Raw genomic sequence first — 22,183 nt, 5'->3', positions numbered from 1 at the left:
TAAGGAATATGCAAGAAAACAGAAGAAGGTGTGTCAAAAAGCACACCTTCTTTTTTTTAGCACAAAGCCCCGACTTTCACAAGCTGGGGCTTTGTTATTACCTAAAGATTTTGTATCTTTAAGCATAAAGATCTATACATATGACAAAGATACATTTTCGTCCATACACTCCCAACCAAACGGTACTTTTTCCGCAAAGAATCGATGAAGATATTGCCGAAAACGATCCTGTACGCATGGTTGACGCTTTGGTTGAAAGCCTGAATCTTGAAGGTTTCAGGAAGTTATATAAAGAATGCGGCCGTAGTCCTTACCATCCCAAGATGATGCTAAAGGTTATCTTGTATGCCTATATGAACAATATATACTCCTGCCGGAAAATAGAAAGGCTTCTTCATCGTGATATCCATTACATTTGGTTAGCCGGTTATGAGAAACCGGACTTTATTACTATCAACCGTTTCCGTAATCGGGTGAAGAAGGAGATTAACGAAGTGTTTACCCAAACCGTACTTCTGCTTTCATCCAAAGGTTTCATCAGTCTGAATGTGGAATATATTGACGGAACAAAGATTGAGTCCAAGGCCAACAAATATACTTTTGTATGGCGGAAGACTGTTGAACATAATCGTGAACGCCTGATGAAGAAAATCAGTGTTTTGTTAAGCCAAATAGATGACGTCATCGCTCAGGAAAAAGCTTCGGAAAACAACGATGGAATTGAGTTTACCCCTTCCATGTTGACAGAAATGGCTGGGGAATTACGCAATGTCCTTGAACAGGCTGCAGAGCCTTCCACGAAAGAGCAGAAATCTGCGCTGAAAAAGAAACGCAAGCAGCTGAAAGAACTGGAAGCACATAGAGATAAGCTTCAGGAATACAATAACCATCTGGACAATCTCCAGGATCGTAACTCTTATTCCAAGACAGACAAAGAAGCCACCTTTATGAGAATGAAGGAGGATGCCATGCGTAACGGTCAGACAAAGCCCGGATATAATCTTCAGATTGCTACGGAAAATCAATTCATTATCGATTATTCTCTTTTTCCGAATCCGACTGACACCTTGACGATGATTCCCTTTCTGAAGTCCTTTGCCGACAGATACGGGCAGTTGGCTCATACGGTGGTTGCTGATTCCGGTTACGGATCAGAAGAGAATTACCACTTTATGTCGGAAAACGGGATGGAAGCATACGTCAAATACAATTATTTCCACATGGAGCAGCGGCCAAGATTTAAACCGGATCCTTTTAAGGCCGAAAACTTTTTCTACAATGAAGAACAGGATTACTGCGTCTGTCCAATGGGGCAAAAGATGCAGAGGGTAGGTACCAGGCATACGAAAACCGAATCCGGATATGTAGTCGAATATGTCAGGTATAGGGCTGTCAGATGCGAAGGATGTCCGTTAAGATGTCTGTGTTTTAAAGCTAAAGGAAACAGGACGATAGAACTGAATCACCGACTCAGGATATACAAACAGAAAGCCCGGGAACTTCTCTGTTCCGAAGAAGGGTTGAAATACAGAGGGCAAAGGTGTATAGAGCCGGAAGCTGTATTTGGACAGATAAAATTCAACATGAACTACAAGCGCTTCCGTCATTTTGGGAAGGACAAGGTTCTTATGGACTTTTCCTTCCTGGCCATCGCCTTCAATATAAAAAAGATGTGTACCAAGATGAATAAAGAGGGTATAAATTGGCCAATTAAACACCTTTACGGCCTTATTACCGCTCATTTAAGCTATTGGGAACAAAATAATCGAGATTATCTTCAGAATATCGCTGCCTGAAAGAGTTAACTACGCTCTTATCGCTGATAAAGAAAAGAGGGTGAATCGCGTATTACGACACACCCTCTTTGTTTTGGGTATAAAACCAACCAGGTTTTCGTACAAAACCAGGCTTGTTTTCAATGAAAACCTGACTTGTTTTTATGTAAAACCCGACTTGTTTTTGTGCAAAACCAGGCTCGTTTTTACACAAAACCTGCCAGGTTTTTATATAAGACCTTACTTGGTCGTTTTCTGAGTCATCTTGGCATAAATGATGAGAGCGATGGCCGAGATGGCACCGATACCGGTGAACCAATACCAGATGTAATGTGCGTTTGCCGATGCTGCCTCCCATTCTGCGGTAGTGTCGAACAGGGCAGGGTCGGGGCAGTAGGCTGTAAGCAGTATACCCGACAGACCGAAGCCCAGCACAGATGCCAGGAATGAGTGCAGATGGCTGAAGCCCAGATACAGTCCTTCTTCTCCTTTAGGAGCCTGTAGCGAAAAGAATTCCATATAGCGCGGCGAGATAAAGCACTCTGCTATGGCCTGTACGGCAATACCGGCAATCATCATGACGGTGATAGGATGCATGCCCATAATGTCACCGCTAAAGAGATTTCCTGCCGCCATAATCAGTGCCGACAGCGGAATGAGGAACATGCCTACGGTCATCGAGGTCAAAGCCTTGCGGCGTGCCATCAGCCGGGTGACAAGGTTGACCAGCAAGACAACAACAAACGGATTGACATTGGCTATCCAGCCCGGACGAGCCGTCTCGCCAGCCATACGGATGACATACTTGGGCATGGTGGCGTACATCTGATGCTGAATCATCCAGAAACCGGTAACAATCAGTATCAGGAGCAGCAGACGCCCGTTGGTGAATACTTTGCCCAATCCTTTGAAAACTTCGGCCATGCTTTTGCCCTGTCCACTTGTGTTGGTTGAGTGGAAAAACAGGAAGATGGTGGCTAACGCTACGAAACATAAGGTGGCCGACAGAAAGTTGATATAGATATAAGCCTCATCGCCTACGATCGAGCGGAGCGGATCGACGAAACACTTTCCTGTGAAGGCACCGATGTTGACCATCATATAGAAGATGGAGTAGCCGCGTGCCCGGGTTTCCGAAGTCGTTTCGCGTGCTACCGAAGCCGAAATGATGGACTTGATGAACGAGCCGCCTACGACGAGGATAATCATAATGGGTACGATGAGCATGCGCAGGTTGCTGGTCTCAATACCCGTAAACTGGGTTTTCTCACCATACACTACCAGTCCCGATGATTCGAGCATCAAAGGGAGCATTCCCAAGCCCAGATAACCGATAGTCAGCAGGGTGAAGGCTATCAGGATAGCTTTCCGGTAACCTATTTTGTCGGCAAAGGCACCGGTAAACATGGGCAGAAAATAAAGTCCGCCCGAGAATAAACCTGATATCAGACTGGCTTCGAGGTCGTTGAAACCAAGTGTGTTGGACAAATAAAGGGTAATTACGATAAAAATGGCATAGTAGGCCATACGTTCAAACAGCTCGGAGGCGTTGGCTGTCCAAAAGGCGCGCGAGAATTTGATCATTTAAATAAGAGTTTTTTAATGGTTTGTAATCAATCATTTTTCCGGTTGCAAAGATAATTTAAACCAAGTGGAATAAAAAATGAAAATATCTTTTTGGGGGGTATTGTCCGAGAAGCAAAAATAAAACTGGTTCCAACCCGAGCATGTGCCCTATGAGTTGGAACCAGTATAGTTTATCACGTTGAGTGATATTTATCAGATAGTTAGGCTACTAATATCTATTTATTTGAAATAGCGGTTGTACAGGCCTTCGAAACCTTTACCGTGACGAGCCTCGTCCTTAGCCATTTCGTGAACTGTATCGTGGATAGCATCCAGATTCAGTGCTTTAGCACGAGTAGCGATACGCTTCTTGTCTTCGCAAGCGCCAGACTCAGCGTTCATTCTCTTTTCAAGGTTAGTCTTGGTGTCCCATACGCAGTCGCCCAGCAATTCAGCGAATTTAGCTGCATGTTCAGCTTCTTCCCAAGCATAACGCTTGAAAGCTTCAGCTACTTCAGGATAGCCTTCGCGGTCAGCCTGACGGCTCATAGCCAAGTACATACCAACTTCTGTACATTCGCCCATGAAGTGGTTGTTCAAGTCCTTGATCATTTCGTCGTCGCAACCTTTGGCTACACCGATAACATGTTCGTCAGCGAATGTCAAAGGACCGCCAGCTACAGCTTCTTCTACTTCTACAAACTTGCTTGCAGGTGCTTTACACAAAGGGCATTTCTCGGGAGCTGCGTCTCCTTCATATACGTAACCGCAGACTGTGCATCTAAACTTTTTCATTTTTCTCAGATTTTAAATTAATTAGTTGAAATTACTTTAGTTATCTCTTGTTTGTTTCTTGTTCTTCAATACAATGTTTGCAAATACCTTTGAAATAATAGTGCATCTCGTGCACGCTATGTCCTTCTACATTCATTTCTTCTGTTGGTTGGTTGGCTATTTGTGTACCCAAATCGTAAATCTTCCCACACCGTTTGCACAGAAAATGAGCATGAGGAGCCGTATCGGCATCATAGCATGTATTCCGCTCATCTATCGTCAAGGTCAGAGCAGCACCTTGTTCGCTCAACAGCTTCAATGTGTTGTATACAGTGGTCTTCGACAAGGTCGGAATTTCCGGAGAGAGTGCTGTATAGATGTCGTCTACTGTAGGATGTGTGCAATGTTCCATCAGGTATTTCATAATAGCAATACGTTGAACTGATGGTTTAATGTTATGCACTTGCAGACGTTCTATGACATTTATACTCTCCATTAAAATCTTCAAACTTGTAATGATTACATTTTTAATTCTTTTGCAAAGATAGTCACTTCCTGGAAATATCCAAAAGATTTTGGTGAAAAAACAAAGTTTATCTCTATTTTTGCATTTTATAATATAATAATGTGGTTATCTGCAAATTTCGGTAAATGCTCAGTGAGGACATTGGACTTTGGGCAATCAGTTCGCCGTTTGGGGCTGGAAGGGTAGCAGATATTCATTATAACTATATAGAATATGAATTACGGATATGTAAAAGTGGCGGCTGCCATTCCTTGTGTCAAGGTGGCAGACTGTAAGTTTAATGCAGGACAGATAGAAAAGCAAATTATCATTGCCGAAGGAAAAGGTGTTCAGATTATCACTTTTCCGGAACTGAGTATCACAGGGTATACTTGTGGTGACCTGTTTGCCCAGCAACTTCTGATAGAAGAAGCTGAAATGGGTTTGATTCAGATTGTAAACAATACACGCCAGCTTGACATTATTTCGATTGTCGGGATGCCTGTTGCTCTGAATGGCTCGTTACTGAATGCGGCAGTAGTTATTCAGAAAGGAAAAGTGCTGGGCGTAGTGCCTAAGACATATTTACCCAATTATAAAGAGTTTTACGAGAAGCGCTGGTTTACTTCGGCTTGTGAGATAAAGGACGACTCTGTTCGCTTATGCGGCCAGGTGGCTCCCTTAGGAAAGAATCTGTTGTTCGAAACTTCTGATACGACTTTCGGCATAGAAATCTGTGAGGATCTGTGGGCCCCCGTTCCACCGAGTTCTATGTTGGCTTTGCAGGGAGCCGAAATTGTGTTCAATATGTCGGCCGATACGGAAGCGATAGGTAAACATGCTTATCTTCGTTCGCTCATCAGTCAGCAGTCGGCCCGTTGCATTGCCGGATATGTATTTAGTTCGTGCGGTTTTGGTGAGTCTACGACCGATGTTGTTTTTGCCGGCAATGGGTTGATTTATGAGAATGGCACTTTGCTGGCGGCAAGCAAGCGTTTCTCGTTCGAAGAACAGATTGTTATCGGCGAGATTGATGTAGAATATCTTCGAACCGAGCGTAGGGTGAATACAACGTTTGCAACGTGCCGTTCGTATACGCCGCTTGATGCTCCCGTGTCGCGTATCTCTACGGAATATGTGAACAGTAAGGAACTGAACCTGACCCGTACGTTTGACGCTCATCCGTTTGTGCCGCAGGGATCTACGCTGGACGAACGTTGCGAGGAGATTTTTGCTATCCAGACTTCGGGACTTGCACAGAGGCTGCAACACACTCATGCTAAAAGTGCCGTTGTGGGCATTTCGGGCGGATTGGACTCTACATTGGCCTTATTGGTGTGCGTAAGGACTTTCGATAAACTGGGATGGTCGCGCAAAGGGATTGTAGGTGTGACTATGCCTGGATTTGGTACTACCGACCGTACACATACCAATGCGGTAGAACTGATGAATTCGTTGGGAGTTACAGTACGCGAGGTAAGCATTAAGGAAGCTTGCATTCAGCATTTCAAGGATATAGACCATGACATAAACGTGCACGATGTGGTATATGAAAATTCGCAGGCCCGTGAACGTACTCAGATACTGATGGATATCGCCAACCAGACTTCCGGACTGGTGATCGGTACAGGCGATTTGTCGGAGCTGGCTTTGGGATGGGCTACTTACAATGGAGACCACATGTCCATGTATGGGGTCAACGGAAGTGTTCCCAAAACATTGGTAAAACATCTGGTGAAGTGGGTAGCAGAGAATGGTATGGACGAAACATCGCGTGCAACTCTGCTCGATATTGTAGATACACCCATCAGTCCGGAGCTGATTCCTGCCGACGAAGCCGGTAACATCAAGCAGATTACCGAAGACTTGGTAGGCCCTTACGAATTGCATGACTTTTTCCTTTATTATTTCCTGCGTTGCGGTTTCCGTCCTTCCAAGATATATCTGTTGGCGACACGCACCTTTAAGGGCGTTTACGATGACGAAACCATCAAGAAGTGGTTGTCGACTTTCTTCCGTCGCTTCTTTAACCAGCAGTTCAAGCGTTCTTGTCTGCCTGATGGTCCGAAGGTGGGAAGTATTGCCATCAGCCCTCGTGGCGATTGGAGGATGCCAAGCGATGCCTCTTCCAGTGCATGGCTGAAAGAAATTGAAGTCTTAGGTTGATTTTCCTAAGGCTTCAAATAATATTTCTGATATAGCTTCTTGTATGTCTGGGTCTTCTTGAAAGTATCGAGCCAGGTGTTGAGACTGTCCAGCAGGGCTGGCGACTGTTTGCTGACTGCCCAGGAATAGAACTGCGTAAAACTGATGTCGGTAGAAATATCAATTTGAGGCAGGCTGTCGATAGCCATGCGGGCTATGCTTTCGTTGCATACGGCATAATCAATGTCACCGTGTGCTACCATTGCTATCAGTTGCTCAGGTCCGTATTTCTCTATTTCTTTTATATAGATTGTGTCGGCTATCTCATGGCTCAGGTTGCGGATGCGCAGAATCGAAGGAGCGTCTTTGACTACGTGCAGTGTCTTTCCGGCCAGTTCCAGTTGATTTTTGATGAACAAGGCTGAGTCTTGCGAAGTATGTGGCTTGCGTTGTACCAGCACTTCTTTGTTCAGCGCAATCGGATGGGTGAGCAAGAGCGAGTCCTTCAGTTCGCTGGTGGCAAGGACGTCGTAAGCTATCACGTCAAACTTCCCTTCGGCCAGTCCTTGCAGCCGTTTTTCAAAACTCATTTCAGGAGTGATGACTGTTTTCAGGCTGTGGTCGCGTGCGAATGCTTCAATCAGTTCGTAGTGGAATCCGGATAATGTATCGCCGTTAACAAAGAAACTGATGGAATTGTATTCGGTTGCCACATGGATGGTGCCTTCGCCTGCTATCTCATGATAGTCGCGGGGATGGGTGACTTGTTTTTCTTTCGAAGGAAGAAGAAACGTGGCAATCAGCGTTGCAACGATTCCGAGTACAAGATATTTCAGTAATTTCTTCTTGTTCATGGATGGGTTTCTAGCTCTCTCTTTGATAAATTAATCATAGAAGTTCCACGATACACCCAGTTTCAGCAGACGGGGGTTGATGGGGTGGTGCGGAACAAGGAAATAGTTGCGGTTGCCCATACCAGCGTTGACGTGATACATCATGACGAAGATACGTGTACGCTTCAACTGCAGATTGGCATAGACATTGACTATCGGGTAACCACCAATTTTCACCTGATCATCGGCTGCCTGAAGGGTGAACTGCTGGATAGCCGGGGTGTATGCAGGTGCATGGTATTCGGTGAAGTAGCGTACGTCGGCTCCCAGTTGAACAGTCAAGACTTTCTTGGCAATCTTGGTCAGCAGATAGAAGTTGTGGTAAAGAGAAAGTTGCGGTAACGGCAGGACTGTCTCGTTACTCGATTTCTGCCAGGTGACTTCATTGTCCAGATGGAAAATACCAAGTTTGAAGTCCTGTTTCAGTGTAGCATCAATCACCTGGATGTTGCCACTGTTTTGGGCAGGTAATGCATGCTGATTGAAGTAGGTGTAGTTCTTTATGTTTTCTACACCGGCCCGCAGGTTGGTTCTCCAGCGGTCAATGTTCAGCTCGCCTTCGACACGGGTACGGAACTCTTTATCCATATTGTCATTGTCCCAATAGAAGTGGTTGGAGTGATAATGACGCATATAGAAAGAGGGCAATGTATTCGTGATGTAGCCGCGTGCATAAAGGTTGACGGTATCTTTCCATAAACGGAAATTCAGATCCAAATCGCCGTGCACACGGAACTGTCCCAATGCCTTGTCTACGATACCTACCTCGCCGTCTACTCTGTAGTGCAAGGTCTTTCCTTCGCGTTTGGCCAGTTCGCCTCCTACATACACTTCCTGTTCGGTGTACTGGCTGAGTGGGCGGGGAGCTGTAATCAACGTGTCACCCATCATCTCGTATCGGCTGAATTTATGTGAGATGTAGGCTGTAAGTCCGGCCTTGGCATATTTGTTGAATCCTTCGAGCAGAGCTATACCGAATGTATTTTTCACACTGAACGCAACTGTCGAGTCGTTACTGAATCCGTTCTGGTAATAAGTACGGTTGTACATACCGTCGGTTTCGCTTCCGGCACGGTAGCGATGGCTGGAGCGTTCTATTTTCAGTGTATGGATGAAGCTGGTGACCGGAACAAATTCCGTGGTAACCGTCGTGTCCTGTGGCACAGGCGGAATGCTATCGCCCTGTTGTGCCATAGCTTTCATCTGCTGATTGTCTTTCTTCTCTTCTACTTTGACTGTTTCGCGTTCGAAGCCAAGGCGGTAGCGATGAGTCAGGTAGACGTAGAAATTATGGTTACGGTTGGAGGTCTGCTCCATCTTGACAGGAATGTTGGTCGATTCATATTCCTGTTTGCCTTCCGACATGTTTTCCGGACGGGTAATGTACTGGTCATCGGCAATACCACCGTTTTCGTTCATCTTCATGAAGAAGTTGTTGTACATAGCCTGCAGCTGATACTTCTGGCCGATGTAACTGGCGAAAAGTCCTGCATTGAAATGGGCTGTAGACTGGTTGGCGTAGTAGCCGCGGCCATACAGATAGTCGATATTGAATCCGAAAGCCAACCGTTTGTTGGCGTTGACCGAAAAATACGATTTAAACCGTTCTTCTCCGTTTATTTTGCTTCCGGCTTTGTAGTAAGTCAGGTTGCTGTAGGGGATGTTACTGTTGGTAAAGTTGAACTGATCCGGACGGAAGAAGAAACTGGAGAAAGGTTCTATAAAAATGGTCGGTGCTTCCTCTTGTCCCCGTTCGAAGAAGAGGCGTGACATGCGGGGAGAACCCAAATTACCCAGATAGTTATAGTGTCCGTTCATTCCTTCTACCAAATTGGTGTTCTGGAAGTTGAGGGTTACGGTGTCTACTGGTACAATGGTCCGGTCGCCCAGTTTTTCACTCAAATGCCACATGTATAGTTTAGGAGGAAGGCTTTCGATTTGGGTACTTGTGCTGTCTGTCAGGTTGTCTGGCTGCGTACTAGGATCGACCTGATTACCATACTGATCGCGCATTGTTGTACCCGAATTGACGGGAGTGAGGGTATTTTGTGCCTTCAGTCCCAAAGTCCCTATAATGGCTAATAATATATATGTCAGTACAAATCTTCTCATAATTAGGCGCAAAGATACAATAAATTCTTATTCGCATCTTTAATTCTCCCTTTTTTACTTCTTTTTTAGGATTGGAAGTCAGTAAGTGCTGGCCCAGGCGCATAACTGAAGAAAAATAGTGCACTACCTACTGCACTATGAGTGCAACAGGTATTGCACTGTCGGTGCAGTAGGTATTGCACAGTGAGTGCAGTAGTTATTGCACTGTAAGTAGAAGGTTGGGCGGTGGAGAGGGGCTAAGAGAAGAAATGTCTTTTCTTGATTTTAATTAGATGCTTTGGGGTTTAATAGACTATATCAGTAGACAGTTTTTGGAAACTATCTCTGCTTAGCTGGACACTTTGTCAAACATCGTTCATTCTTAATTGTTCATGTACAGATACAAAAAAAGGATGCGATTATCGCATCCTTTTTTACTCAACTGAATATTTGTGCCTTGCGGCTTATACTTCTTTGATCAGCTCCATGCCTCGTTTGATGGCTTCCTCGTTCATGGGGATGAGGTGATGATGCCGTTCGGGCAGGGTTTTCTTCAGGCCTTTGATGACGTTTTCCAGTGTGACGATAGGCATGATTTTCAGCAGACCGCCCAGTACAATCATGTTGAACGCCTTGGCGTTGTTCATTTCGTTGGCTGCATCCATAGCGTCGATGCGGTAAACGTGAATGTCTTTACGGGTGGGTGGGTTGATGATGCCGTATCCGTCGTAGATCAGGACACCACCGGGTTTAACCTTGCTTTCGAACTTTTCGAGCGATGGCTGGTTCAGGATGATGGCCGCATCGTACTTACTGAGGATGGGGGAGGAGATCTTATCATCGCTTACGATGACAGTTACGTTGGCCGTACCTCCACGCTGCTCCGGTCCGTAGGCAGGCATCCATGTCACTTCCTTGTCTTCCATCAATCCCGAGTAAGCCAGGATTTTACCCATGGACAGTACACCTTGTCCGCCGAAGCCAGATATGATGATTTCTGTTTTCATTGTCTTTCTTCTTTTGAATTATTTATCTTTCAAGTCTCCCAGCGGATAGAAGGGGAACATGTTCTCTTCCATCCATTTGTTAGCCTTCTCCGGCGACATTTTCCAGCCCGAGTTGCAGGTCGATACAATTTCGACAAGGTTGCTGCCTTTTCCGGCCATGGAGTTTTCGAATGCCTTGCGGATGGCTTTCTTGGCCTTGCGGATGGCGGGTACGGATTGTACGCTCTGGCGCGTTACGTAGGCTGTGCCTTCCAGTTGTGCGGCGATATCGGCCATCTTCAGCGGATAGCCGTGCAGGTGTACGTCGCGTCCGTAAGGACAGGTAGCTGTCTTCATGCCGACAAGGGTAGTCGGAGCCATTTGTCCGCCGGTCATACCGTAGATGGCGTTGTTGATGAAGATGATGGTGATGTTTTCACCACGGTTCAGCGCATGGATGGTTTCGGCTGTACCGATGCAGGCCAAGTCGCCATCGCCCTGATAGGTGAATACCAGTCGGCTGGGCCAGAGGCGCTTGATGGCAGTGGCCAGTGCGGGCGCACGTCCGTGTGCGGCTTCCTGCCAGTCGATATCCAAATAGTTGTAGATGAATACGGCGCATCCTACCGGAGAGATTCCGATAGCTTTGTCTTCCATGCCCATCTCTTCGATTACCTCGGCTATCAGCTTGTGGACTACACCGTGGCTGCATCCCGGACAGTAGTGCATGGGGTTGTCGTTCATCAGAGTCGGTTTCTTGTAAACCAGATTCTCGGGCTTTATAATATCTTCTTTTGTCATAATCACTTCTCCTTATCTGTTGGTGAAACGTATGAAAAACTCCATTACCTTGACGAAAATGGCTGCGCTGCAGACGTAGACGAACATCATGAAATCGTCTTTGGCCACAAAGTAAGTAATGACAGCTGCTACGGCAAGTATCAGGAAGAGGATGTTCAGCACGTTTCTTATTTTGTCAGAATCCATTCTTTACGTTCTTTATCCGTTGATTACTTTTTCTTTCAGAGCTGCCACGATTTCGTCGGGGTCGGGCACGATACCACCCAAGCGTCCGAAGTGTTCTACCTTGACTTTTCCGTTCACGGCCAGACGTACATCTTCTACCATTTGGCCGGCATTCAGCTCTGTTACGAGGATACCTTTTACCTTGTCGGCATATGCAGCAATTGCCTGTGTCGGGAAAGGCCACAGAGTGATAGGACGCAAGATTCCGACTTTGATTCCTTCCTTACGTGCCAGTTCCATGCTTTTCTGTCCGATACGTGCCATTGAGCCAAAGGCTATGATGAGGTAGTCGGCATCTTCGCAGTTGATTTCCTCGAAGCGCACTTCGTTCTTTTCAATTTCCCTGTATTTGGCCTGGAAACGGATGTTGTTCTTTTCCATTTCTTCGGGTTTCAGTTCGAGGGAAGTGATGATGTTGGGTTTGCGGTCTTTGGTCTTTCCGGTAGTGGCCCAAGGACATTGAGCGATAACTTCTTCGTCGGTGCGGCGTGGCTTTTGAGGAGGAAGCACTACTTTTTCCATCATCTGTCCGATAACGCCGTCGGCCAGGATGATAGCGGGGTTGCGGTACTTGAAAGCCAGTTCGAATCCCAGTCCTACGAAATCGGCCATTTCCTGTACCGAAGCCGGTGCAAGGGCTATCAGACGGTAATCGCCGTGTCCGCCGCCTTTGACGGTCTGGAAGTAATCGGCCTGGCTGGGCTGAATGGTTCCCAGTCCGGGGCCGCCGCGCATTACGTTTACAATGAGGCAGGGCAATTCGGCTCCGGCCAAGTATGAGATACCTTCCTGTTTCAGGCTGACACCCGGGCTCGACGACGAGGTCATCACCATTTTACCGCTTCCTGCACCTCCATATACCATGTTGATGGCGGCTACTTCACTTTCTGCCTGAAGCACTACCATGCCGGTGGTTTCCCAAGGCTTCAGTTCTGCAAGAGTTTCCAAAACCTCCGATTGAGGAGTGATGGGGTAACCGAAGTAACCGTCGGCTCCGCAACGTATAGCTGCGTGGGCGATGGCTTCGTTACCTTTCATTAATACAACTTCTTCTGCCATATTCAATCTGATTTATTCAACTTTTACTTTATAAACAGAGATACATCCGTCCGGACAAACTGTAGCGCACGATGCGCATCCGTTACACGTATCTTCCAATATCTGGTGGGCATAGTTATACCCTTTTACGTTCACCTCTTTGGTGAGGGCTATTACATGGAGTGGACAAGCCACGGCACACAGGTTGCAGCCTTTGCAACGTTCGGTGTCAACAACGATTGCTCCTTTGATTTTTGCCATAATTTACGTTCCTTTATATGTTATTGATTATACATGTCTTTGTTGTAGAAATTTAGAATATCCATCACCATGCGGTGGGCTTCCTTGGCAGGACTTTGTGGGTTGATGTCGATGGCATACTGATAATTGTTGAGTGCCTGTTGCCAGTTGCCCAGTTTCCGATAGGCATTTCCGCGCAGATAGTAAGCTTCGTCGAGGCACGAGGAAGCACTTTGCAGAAATTCGTCAAGTTGCCGGATGGCTTGTTCTACATTTCCTTGGTTGATAAGCTCTTTGATGGTGACTAATGATTCCATATTTTATTCAGCATCGGGTTTATTCAACCACAAAGATAGTTTTTATTTGCAGACATCAAGCATCTTATATGTGAAAAATAGTAATGAATCGCCTTACTTACAGTGTTTTTCTATCAGAATGTCAGAAAAGTGAGGTGTATGAACAGAATTCTAAAGAATGCTGCTTTACAGGTGATGGTGTTCTGTTGTTTGTGTAGATAGTGTTCGCGAGGTATGCAAGTGTTGCTCGCAAGCCGTTTGAAGGGGGCTGTCAAGAGGTGGGAGAGTATTGGGGAGTCGACTGTGAAGTAGCGGATAGAAAGATAATAAAAAAAACAGGTATAGAACAATCGTGACTTCTACTGCTGGTTGTAATAGGGCAGTGCTGGTCACTATTCTTCTATACCTGAATGGAGAAAGCAAAACAAGGAGCTTTCTTTGTAGAGAAACGCTTTTGCTGTATTTTCTCTTATTTGCTTACGGGAATCTTATCGATTCGACGTTGGTGGCGTCCACCTTCGAATGCTGTGTTGAAGAATTCGGTAAGAATCTTGTCTGCTTCGTCTGTGGTGATGAAACGACCGGGCATCACGAGCACATTGGCATCGTTGTGCTGGCGTGCCAGATGAGATATTTCGGGGATCCAGCACAGTGCGGCACGAATGCTTTGGTGTTTGTTCAGGGTCATGTTGATTCCGTTACCGCTTCCGCAGATGGCAATGCCCGGATAGCACTCGCCTGCTTCTACAGCGTTGGCCAGCGGATGGGCGAAGTCGGCATAGTCGCAACTTTCGGTAGAGTAGGTGCCAAAATCCTTATATTCCCAGCCTTTGGCTTCCAACCAGGTACGGACGTATTGCTTCAGTTCGTATCCTGCGTGGTCGGAACAAATTCCTATTGTTTTCATTTCTTATGTCGGTTTAAGATTTACTATTCTGATTGCAATGATTGACAGAACGCAGGCAGGCAAAAGAAGTTGCACTGTCTGCGTTCAATATGGTTTGGACGAGAGGTCTTCAACCGTTTAGAGCATGGCTTTTACCTGCTTGTAAACGTTGTCGGCCGTAAAGCCCAATTTTTCATCCAATACTTTGTAAGGAGCAGAGAAACCGAATGATTCCAAGCCCCAGATTTTACCATGTGCACCTACCAAACCTTGCAGGTTGACAGGCAGACCGGCAGTCAGACCGAATACTTTGGCATCGGCCGGAATAATGCTTTCCTGATATCCGGGTGCCTGGCTGCGGAACAGACCTTCGGACGGAGCTGATACGATACGTACCTTGACACCATCTTTACGCAACAGTTCGGCTCCTGCTACCAGTGTAGACACTTCAGAACCAGAAGCTACCAGGATAACATCGGGATTGGCATCGGAACCTGCTACGATGTAAGCACCCTTGGCTGCTTGTGAGTAGTCGTTGCCTGCGGGCAGATTGGCAATGTTCTGACGTGAGAAGATCAGAGCTGTAGGAGTAGTCGTATTCTCCATGGCCAGTCTCCATGCTACAGTAGTCTCTTCGGCATCGGCCGGGCGGAGTACCAATGTAGAATTGTGACCTTTATGATTCTTCAGTTTCTCCATCAGACGGATTTGTGCTTCCTGTTCTACCGGTTCGTGAGTCGGGCCATCTTCGCCTACGCGGAAGGCATCGTGTGTCCAGATGAACTTCACAGGAACTTCCATGAGGGCAGCCATACGAACTGCGGGCTTCATGTAGTCGGAGAATACGAAGAATGTACCGCAAGCCGGAATTACACCACCGTGCAGAGCCATACCGATGCAGCAGCAAGCCATAGTCAGCTCGGCTACACCTGCCTGGAAGAAAGCACCGGTGAAGTCACCTTTCTGGAAGGCATGTGTCTTCTTCAGGAAACCGTCGGTCTTGTCAGAGTTGGAAAGGTCGGCAGAAGCAACGATCATGTTTTCTACCTGAGTTGCCAAAGCACCCAGTACGGTAGCCGATGCGGCACGTGTGGCAGCTCCAGCCTTTTGCTCGATAGCTTCCCAGTTGACTTGAGGAGCTTTGCCAGAGAAGAATTGCTCCAGTTTGGCTGCCTTTTCCGGGTTAGCCTGAGCCCAAGCAGCTTTTTCAGCATACTTTTGCTTCATGATTTCTTTCAGTTCGGCAGCACGTTTGGCATACAGTTCTTCTACTTCGGGGAAGATGACAAACGGATTGGTAGGATCGCCACCCAGATTCTTGATGGTATTGATGTATGCATCGCCACCCAGCGGGGCACCGTGTGTAGCACAGTTGGCTTCGTAGCTGCTGCCGTCGGCCTTGCGTGCTCCCTTACCCATAACAGTATGACCGATGATGAGGGTAGGACGTTCTTGTTCAGCCTTAGCCTCGTTCAGGGCATTGCGAATTTCGTCGGCATTATTTCCGTCGATCTTAATCACTTTCCAACCCCATGCCTCATATTTCTTGGCAGTATCTTCGATAGTTACAGCTTTGGTTTCGGTAGAAAGCTGAATATCGTTGGAGTCGTAGAACATGATCAGGTTGTCCAATCCCAGTGTTCCTGCAATACGTCCTGCACCTTGAGAAATCTCTTCCTGTATACCACCATCGGATATATAAGCATAAATGGTCTGATTCATAACCTCGCCAAAACGTGCTTTCAGGAATTTGGCTGCGATGGCTGCACCTACAGCAAAAGTATGTCCTTGACCGAGCGGGCCGGATGTGTTTTCAATTCCACGCATAACGTCACGTTCGGGATGTCCCGGAGTCGGGCTTCCCCATTGACGGAATTCTTTTAATTCATCCAATGTGAACTTGCCTGTTAATGCGAGCTGTGAGTAAAGCATCGGTGACATATGACCCGGGTCAAGGAAGAAGCGGTCGCGTCCTTCCCATGTCGGGTTTTCAGGATCATATACCAGAAATTCAGAGAACAGTACATTGACAAAGTCGGCGCCACCCATTGCGCCACCCGGGTGTCCGGAATTAGCTTTCTCAACCATAGAAGCAGCAAGGATACGAATGTTGTTTGCTGCAAGGTTCATAAGTTTGTTGTCGTTCATATTGATAATAAATTAGTTTTTGTTAGCTTGATAGAGCAGAGTAACTAACGCTTGTTCATAAATGACAGGGACAAAGATAACTCTTTATGTGCAATTAGCAACAAGGATAGTTACTCTTTTTTTTCAGATATTTTTGCCTTCTTCTTGTTTAAAGTACAATAAGTCTTTTGCTCTGATTTACTGTAACTCGACAGTAACAATCGACTTGGCCGGAAGTTTGATTTTCATAACGCCTTTATTGATTTTTACTTCTTTAAAGGGAGCTGGTTTGACTTTTTCCGGATTTTCGAATGAGTTATAGTCGGTAACATCCTTAGAAGTAAGTATTTCGCCTACAGCTTTCTTTGCTTCAATGCCGGGCAGGTTTACAATAACTTCCTGAGCATTTTCTACATCAACATTGGAGATTGAAAGGTGAACTTTACCGTTCTTGTCTTTCGAAGCTGTTGCACTGATCATAGGCAGTTTGCGGTTGTCGCGTACGTTCATCGTGTCGCAGTTCAGTTCGAGAGGCAGATAGGTAGCGTCCTGATGTACTTTATACATTTTGAATACGTAATACGTAGGGGTCAATACCATCTCTTTACCTTTGGTCAGAATCATAGACTGGAGTACATTGACAATTTGTGCAATGTTTGCCATTTTCAGACGATCGGTATATTTGTGGAAAATATCCAGTGACAGAGAAGCTACAAAAGCATCGCGCAGTGTGTTTTGCTGATAGAGATGCCCTTTGATGGTACCCGGTTCTTCGTCCCACCATGTGCCCCATTCGTCCAGAATCAGTGCTACGTTTTTCTGAGGATCATATTGGTCCATAATGGCACAGTGCTTCTTGATGACATCTTCTATCTCGCGGCATTTGCCCATGGTCCAGTAATAATCTTCCGTATTAAACTGGGTAGCCGAACCTTTGCTTCCGCTCCATCCGGTTACTGTGTAATAGTGCAAAGACAATCCGTTCATGCGCGCTCCTACACGATCCATCAGAACTTTTGTCCAGTTGTAGTCGTAGTCGCTGGCACCACTGGCTATCTTGTACAGATTGTTTCCATCGTAATTGCGGCAGTAGGTAGAGTAACGGCGGTACAAATCGGCGTAATATTCAGGACGCATGCTGCCACCGCATCCCCAGCTTTCGTTTCCTACTCCCAGATATTTTACCTTCCAGGCTTTGTCGCGGCCGTTTTTCCGGCGCAGATTAGCCATCGGAGAGTCGCCTTCCGAAGTCATATATTCTACCCATTTGGCCAGTTCTTCTACAGTACCGCTACCTACATTTCCGCTGATGTATGGCTCACAGCCCAACATCTCGCAAAGGTTCAGGAACTCGTGCGTTCCGAAGCTGTTGTCTTCGATGGTACCTCCCCAGTTGTTGTTTACCATTTTGGGGCGATTTTCTTTGGGACCGATACCGTCCATCCAGTGGTATTCGTCGGCAAAGCAACCACCCGGCCAGCGGAGCACTGGGACTTGCAGATCTTTGAGGGCATTGAATACGTCGGTGCGGTAACCTTTGATATTGGGAATATCAGAGTTCTCGCCTACCCATAAGCCTCCATAGATACAGGTACCCAGATGTTCGGCAAACTGGCCATAGATTTCCTTGGGGATAATTTGTGTACCTTGTTCGGCCTGTACAGTGATAGTTGCATTCTTTTGTGCGGACAGTGACAGGGAAGCTGTCAAGAAAAGACCGCTGATGATTAATTTACTTTTCATAAAAGTAGTCTTTTTTCTGTTGGGTTATTTTTTGAATTTTGCAGCTGCTTCTTCAATAGGTAAACCAGCTTTATAGTTTTCGATATATGCGTTGAAGCCTGCAACGTCTTCTGCCGTCGGAGCAATCTCGACACCGGCATCTCCGGCAAATACTTTTTCGTCCAGGAAGTCGGCCAACGACTGTTTCTTGTCATTGTTTACCAGATACGATCCTAACAGGGCAATACCCCAGGCACCACCTTCACCGGCAGTTTCCATAACCGAGATAGGAGAGTTGATAGCAGCAGCCAATATTCTTTGACCTACTCCTTTGGTCTTGAACAAGCCACCATGGCCGGTAATTCGGTCTACTTTAATCTTTTCTTCGTTGAAGAGAATGTCGTTACCTATTTTAAGTACTCCTACAGATGCATGGAGGTGTGCACGCATGAAGTTGGCCAAATTGAACTTATCGTTGGCTGAACGTACAAACAAAGGTCTTCCTTCAGCAAGGCCAGTAACAGGTTCTCCTGAAATATAGTTGTATGAGATCAAGCCTCCGCAGTCGGTGTCGCCTGTCAGTGCGTGGTTGTAGAGCTTACCATAGATTTCGTTCATGTCTACAGGAATGCCCATGAGTTCCTGATATTCCTTGAACAGATTGACCCAGGCATTGAGGTCGGAAGTACAGTTGTTGCAATGTACCATAGCTACCAGGCTGCCGTCGGGGGTAGTAACCATATCGATCATCTCGTAAGGTTTCGACAGGTCCTTTTCAAGTACAATCATCGAGAATGAGGAAGTTCCGGCAGAAACGTTTCCTGTGCGTTGTTTTACAGCATTGGTAGCAACCATACCTGTACCAGCGTCGCCTTCTGGCGGACATACGGGAATACCGGCTTTCAGGTGTCCGGATACATCAAGTCTCTTGGCTCCTTCGGCTGTAAGGGTACCTGCATTTTCACCAGCCAGTAATACTTTGGGAAGAATGTCGAGTAATGTCCATTTGAATCCTTGGGGAGCAATAAGATTATTGAATTTGGAAACCATTTCGGCTGAATAATCTTTCGTATTCGGATCGATGGGGAGCATACCGGATGCGTCGCCAATGCCTAATACCTTCTGGCCTGTAATCTGCCAGTGTACGTAGCCGGCAAGAGTGGTCAGGAAATCGATGTCTTTTACATGCTCTTCTTTGTTTAAGATAGCTTGATACAAGTGTGAAATGCTCCATCTCAGAGGGATGTTGTAGACAAACAGCTCGGACAGGGTAGCAGCTGCTTCTCCTGTATTAGTATTTCTCCAAGTGCGGAAAGGAACAAGGATTTCTTGTTCTTTGTTGAACGCCATGTAACCATGCATCATGGCGCTGATACCGATGGCTGCCAGAGTCTCTATTTCGATGCCATATAACTCTTTTACATTGGAACGAAGATCTGAATAGCAGTCTTGCAATCCGTTCCAAATGGCATCAATACTATATGTCCAAAGGCCATCGACCAATTGGTTTTCCCATGTATGGCTGCCTTGCGCAATGGGTTTGTTTTCCTGGTCGATTAAAACTGCTTTGATTCTTGTGGATCCGAATTCTATACCAAGGATGGCTTTACCAGTTTCGATAGTTGATTTTGCATCTAATTTCATAATGGAACTAATGGTTTAAGGTACAACGTTAATGTAAAGTTAGAAATATCTGTAATTTGCAGCTTTTGCAACTTACTTAAAAGTATAAAAGTGCTGCAAACGATTGCTCGTTGAGCACTTTTATACATGGTTATGCTATTGGATGATTAGCAAAGAGCTTTGTTCAGCATATAGTACACTTCGTTCATGCGCAGTTCTTTCTTGAATTCGCTGATTGTAGTGTCTTTGTTGATATGTACCATTTCGATACCTGCGATTTCGGCATAGTCTTCCCAATATTCGGCAGTGAGGTCGTAAGAGAAGCATGAATGGTGAGTACCACCAGCCAGAATCCATGCACCTGCGCCAATTTCGAAATTAGGCATCGGTTTCCACAAAGCAGAAGCAACGGGCAACTTAGGCAGTGGCTTCGGCTCGATGCATTCTACATCGTTTACGATGAGGCGGAAGCGGTTGCCAAGGTCAACAACTGTAGCTGTACATCCTTTGCCTACCTTTGAAGTAAATACCAGACGGGCAGTTTCGCTCTTGCGGATACCTATACCCAGGAAATGTACTTCCAAACGTGGCTTTTTAGCGGCGATTAACGGACATACCTCCAACATGTGTGCCTGAAGGATAGAGCTGTTCTCTCCATTGAAGTTCAAAGTGTAGTCTTCGAGGAATGAGCAACCTGTAGGCAGACCTTGATTCATTACCCAAACAGTGCGGTAGAGTGCTGCTGATTTCCAGTCGCCTTCGGCACCAAAACCATAACCTTCGGCCATCAGACGTTGTGATGCCAAGCCAGGAATTTGGTCGAAATAGCTGCCGTCAGTTTGTCCGAGGTCGTCGAAGTTGGTTGTGAAACCTTTGGCGCCTTTGTCCTTCAATATAGCGCGCAATGCAAGCTCTGCTTTGGCAGAGTTCCATACCTTTTGATATGCTTCAGTAGACTTGTCTTCAAGGGCAGCGTCGTGATCGTACTCGTTGAAGTAAGTTTGTACCAAAGCGTCAACATCGGCATCTTTAATTTGCTTGTGATATTCCATCAGCTCGCTAACCGGGCAGTAATCTACATGGTAGCCCATACGTTGTTCTGCTTCAACTTTATCACCATCGGTTACGGCTACGTTGTTCATCTGGTCGCCGAAACGGATGATGAGCATGTCTTGTGCATCGGCCCATCCGGCGCAAACACGCATCCAAACTGCGATCTTGTTTTGTGTTTCTTCTTCTTTCCAGTAGCCTACTACTACTTTGCGACGAATACGCATGCGTGTGCAAATGTGGCCAAATTCACGGTCGCCGTGTGCACTTTGGTTCAAGTTCATGAAGTCCATATCCATGGTATCCCAAGGAATTTCCTTGTTGTACTGTGTGTGCAAGTGGAGCAAAGGTTTCTTTAATTGCTGCAAACCATGAATCCACATTTTGGCGGGCGAGAAGGTGTGCATCCAAGTGATAACACCGATACACTTTTCTTCATTGTTGGCAGCTTTAAAAACTGCTTCTACTTCTTTTGAAGAATTGGCTGTTCCTTTATATACAACTTTTACAGGCAGTTTACCTGACTCATTCAGTCCTTTTACCATTTCATTGCTGTGTGCGTCTACTGCGATTACAGCGTCTCCTCCGTACAGAAGCTGTGCTCCTGTTACGAACCATACTTCATATTGATCAAATGCGTTCATAATACTATTATTTTTAAGTGGTTGGTTAATTATTCTTGTTAGTTATTATTGTATGTCTTAAGTTTCTTGTTTAAAATAGGGGGCAGGGCATTACTATTTTATTTTTGCCCATAATAAGCATTAGGACCATGTTTGCGGTTGAAATGCTTCTCGATGAGCAATGGATTCATAGTCAAATTGGGATTGACAGCATAGGCTATTGAGGCCATTTTAGCTACTTGCTCCATAACGACGGCATTATGTACGGCATCATGTGCATCTTTCCCCCATGAGAATGGTCCGTGATTTTTTACCAATACTCCTGGTGTATGTACAGGATTCAGTCCTTCGAAACGTTTAACGATGACATTTCCTGTTTCCAATTCGTAAGCGCCTTTAACTTCGGCTTCTGTCATGTCGGCAGTGCAGGGGATAGCATCGTGGAAATAGTCGGCATGGGTTGTGCCGATATTCGGAATATCGCATCCTGCTTGTGCCCAAGCTGTGGCATATGTAGAGTGTGTATGTACTACTCCGCCAATTTCTGGGAAAGCTTTGTATAATACTATATGGGTAGGAGTATCTGAAGATGGTTTGAGTTTGCCTTCCACGACTTTTCCGTCGAGGTCTACTACAACCATGTCTTCAGCTTTCATTTCGTCATAACTTACGCCACTTGGTTTAATGACGACCAAGCCAGTTTCGCGGTCAATTCCGGAAACATTGCCCCAAGTAAAGATGACCAGGCCATGCTTTACTAAATCGAGGTTGGCACGAAATACTTTTTCTTTTAATTCTTCTAACATATGTTTTTATG

Annotated in this window: 19 protein-coding genes; 2 read left to right on the top strand and 17 right to left on the bottom strand. The window is 45.9% G+C overall.

Annotation, left to right across the window (positions count from 1 at the left end):
• The first annotated feature begins 140 nt into the window (after positions 1 to 140).
• Positions 141 to 1,796: an IS1182 family transposase gene (locus BQ5591_RS15040; RefSeq protein ID WP_071149956.1), complete on the top strand. Its 1,656-nt coding sequence runs from the start codon at positions 141 to 143 to the stop codon at positions 1,794 to 1,796.
• A 219-nt stretch (positions 1,797 to 2,015) separates the two neighbouring features.
• On the opposite strand, the gene BQ5591_RS15035 is transcribed toward BQ5591_RS15040, so the two are convergent.
• The 3 genes from BQ5591_RS15035 to BQ5591_RS15025 all read right to left on the bottom strand — a co-directional run bounded on the left by BQ5591_RS15035 (position 2,016) and on the right by BQ5591_RS15025 (position 4,611).
• On the bottom strand, positions 2,016 to 3,359 hold the full coding sequence (locus BQ5591_RS15035) for an MFS transporter (protein ID WP_071149955.1): 1,344 nt from the start codon (positions 3,357 to 3,359) through the stop codon (positions 2,016 to 2,018).
• A gap of 222 nt (positions 3,360 to 3,581) precedes the next feature.
• Positions 3,582 to 4,136 carry an NADH peroxidase gene (locus BQ5591_RS15030; RefSeq protein WP_022162436.1) on the bottom strand — a complete coding sequence of 185 codons (555 nt, stop codon included), beginning with the start codon at positions 4,134 to 4,136 and terminating at the stop codon, positions 3,582 to 3,584.
• A gap of 40 nt (positions 4,137 to 4,176) precedes the next feature.
• Positions 4,177 to 4,611 (bottom strand): Fur family transcriptional regulator, encoded by a 435-nt coding sequence (locus tag BQ5591_RS15025; RefSeq protein WP_071149954.1) that lies wholly within the window; start codon positions 4,609 to 4,611, stop codon positions 4,177 to 4,179.
• Between the two features lie 243 nt (positions 4,612 to 4,854).
• On the opposite strand from BQ5591_RS15025, the gene BQ5591_RS15020 reads away from it, so the two are divergent.
• Positions 4,855 to 6,786: an NAD(+) synthase gene (locus BQ5591_RS15020; protein ID WP_071149953.1), complete on the top strand. Its 1,932-nt coding sequence runs from the start codon at positions 4,855 to 4,857 to the stop codon at positions 6,784 to 6,786.
• Positions 6,787 to 6,791: 5 nt separating this feature from the next.
• Here BQ5591_RS15020 and BQ5591_RS15015 read toward each other — a convergent pair whose 3' ends face one another.
• The 14 genes from BQ5591_RS15015 to BQ5591_RS14960 all read right to left on the bottom strand — a co-directional run bounded on the left by BQ5591_RS15015 (position 6,792) and on the right by BQ5591_RS14960 (position 22,172).
• Positions 6,792 to 7,619, bottom strand: a complete 828-nt coding sequence (locus tag BQ5591_RS15015) for a transporter substrate-binding domain-containing protein (protein WP_071149952.1) — start codon at positions 7,617 to 7,619, stop codon at positions 6,792 to 6,794.
• A gap of 30 nt (positions 7,620 to 7,649) precedes the next feature.
• Positions 7,650 to 9,770, bottom strand: a complete 2,121-nt coding sequence (locus tag BQ5591_RS15010) for a putative porin (protein WP_071149951.1) — start codon at positions 9,768 to 9,770, stop codon at positions 7,650 to 7,652.
• Positions 9,771 to 10,213: 443 nt separating this feature from the next.
• Positions 10,214 to 10,756 (bottom strand): 2-oxoacid:acceptor oxidoreductase family protein, encoded by a 543-nt coding sequence (locus BQ5591_RS15005; protein WP_022162441.1) that lies wholly within the window; start codon positions 10,754 to 10,756, stop codon positions 10,214 to 10,216.
• 18 nt (positions 10,757 to 10,774) lie between these two features.
• Positions 10,775 to 11,536: a thiamine pyrophosphate-dependent enzyme gene (locus BQ5591_RS15000; RefSeq protein ID WP_022162442.1), complete on the bottom strand. Its 762-nt coding sequence runs from the start codon at positions 11,534 to 11,536 to the stop codon at positions 10,775 to 10,777.
• A gap of 12 nt (positions 11,537 to 11,548) precedes the next feature.
• Positions 11,549 to 11,722 carry a hypothetical protein gene (locus BQ5591_RS21620; protein ID WP_022162443.1) on the bottom strand — a complete coding sequence of 58 codons (174 nt, stop codon included), beginning with the start codon at positions 11,720 to 11,722 and terminating at the stop codon, positions 11,549 to 11,551.
• Positions 11,723 to 11,734: 12 nt separating this feature from the next.
• Positions 11,735 to 12,820: a 3-methyl-2-oxobutanoate dehydrogenase subunit VorB gene (locus BQ5591_RS14995; RefSeq protein WP_022162444.1), complete on the bottom strand. Its 1,086-nt coding sequence runs from the start codon at positions 12,818 to 12,820 to the stop codon at positions 11,735 to 11,737.
• 12 nt (positions 12,821 to 12,832) lie between these two features.
• Positions 12,833 to 13,060 (bottom strand): 4Fe-4S dicluster domain-containing protein, encoded by a 228-nt coding sequence (locus tag BQ5591_RS20925; protein ID WP_022162445.1) that lies wholly within the window; start codon positions 13,058 to 13,060, stop codon positions 12,833 to 12,835.
• A gap of 20 nt (positions 13,061 to 13,080) precedes the next feature.
• The gene (locus BQ5591_RS14990; protein WP_022162446.1) at positions 13,081 to 13,356 is read right to left on the bottom strand and encodes a tetratricopeptide repeat protein; all 276 of its coding nucleotides are present in this window, start codon (positions 13,354 to 13,356) and stop codon (positions 13,081 to 13,083) included.
• A 448-nt stretch (positions 13,357 to 13,804) separates the two neighbouring features.
• On the bottom strand, positions 13,805 to 14,242 hold the full coding sequence (gene rpiB, locus BQ5591_RS14985) for a ribose 5-phosphate isomerase B (protein WP_071149950.1): 438 nt from the start codon (positions 14,240 to 14,242) through the stop codon (positions 13,805 to 13,807).
• A gap of 117 nt (positions 14,243 to 14,359) precedes the next feature.
• On the bottom strand, positions 14,360 to 16,369 hold the full coding sequence (locus BQ5591_RS14980) for a transketolase family protein (RefSeq protein WP_022162448.1): 2,010 nt from the start codon (positions 16,367 to 16,369) through the stop codon (positions 14,360 to 14,362).
• Between the two features lie 177 nt (positions 16,370 to 16,546).
• Positions 16,547 to 18,091: an alpha-N-arabinofuranosidase gene (locus BQ5591_RS14975; protein ID WP_022162449.1), complete on the bottom strand. Its 1,545-nt coding sequence runs from the start codon at positions 18,089 to 18,091 to the stop codon at positions 16,547 to 16,549.
• Positions 18,092 to 18,115: 24 nt separating this feature from the next.
• Positions 18,116 to 19,714: a xylulokinase gene (locus BQ5591_RS14970; RefSeq protein WP_071149949.1), complete on the bottom strand. Its 1,599-nt coding sequence runs from the start codon at positions 19,712 to 19,714 to the stop codon at positions 18,116 to 18,118.
• 146 nt (positions 19,715 to 19,860) lie between these two features.
• The gene (gene araA, locus BQ5591_RS14965) at positions 19,861 to 21,387 is read right to left on the bottom strand and encodes an L-arabinose isomerase (protein WP_071149948.1); all 1,527 of its coding nucleotides are present in this window, start codon (positions 21,385 to 21,387) and stop codon (positions 19,861 to 19,863) included.
• A 98-nt stretch (positions 21,388 to 21,485) separates the two neighbouring features.
• A complete protein-coding gene (locus BQ5591_RS14960) occupies positions 21,486 to 22,172 on the bottom strand; it encodes an L-ribulose-5-phosphate 4-epimerase (RefSeq protein ID WP_022162452.1) in 687 nt (228 codons plus the stop codon).
• Between the last annotated feature and the right edge of the window lie 11 nt (positions 22,173 to 22,183).

Origin of the sequence: Bacteroides ndongoniae (genome assembly GCF_900108345.1) — a bacterium.
Lineage (GTDB): Bacteria > Bacteroidota > Bacteroidia > Bacteroidales > Bacteroidaceae > Bacteroides > Bacteroides ndongoniae.
The sequence above is the reverse complement of the archived record's forward strand: the minus strand, read 5'-3'. Positions and strand labels throughout refer to the sequence as shown.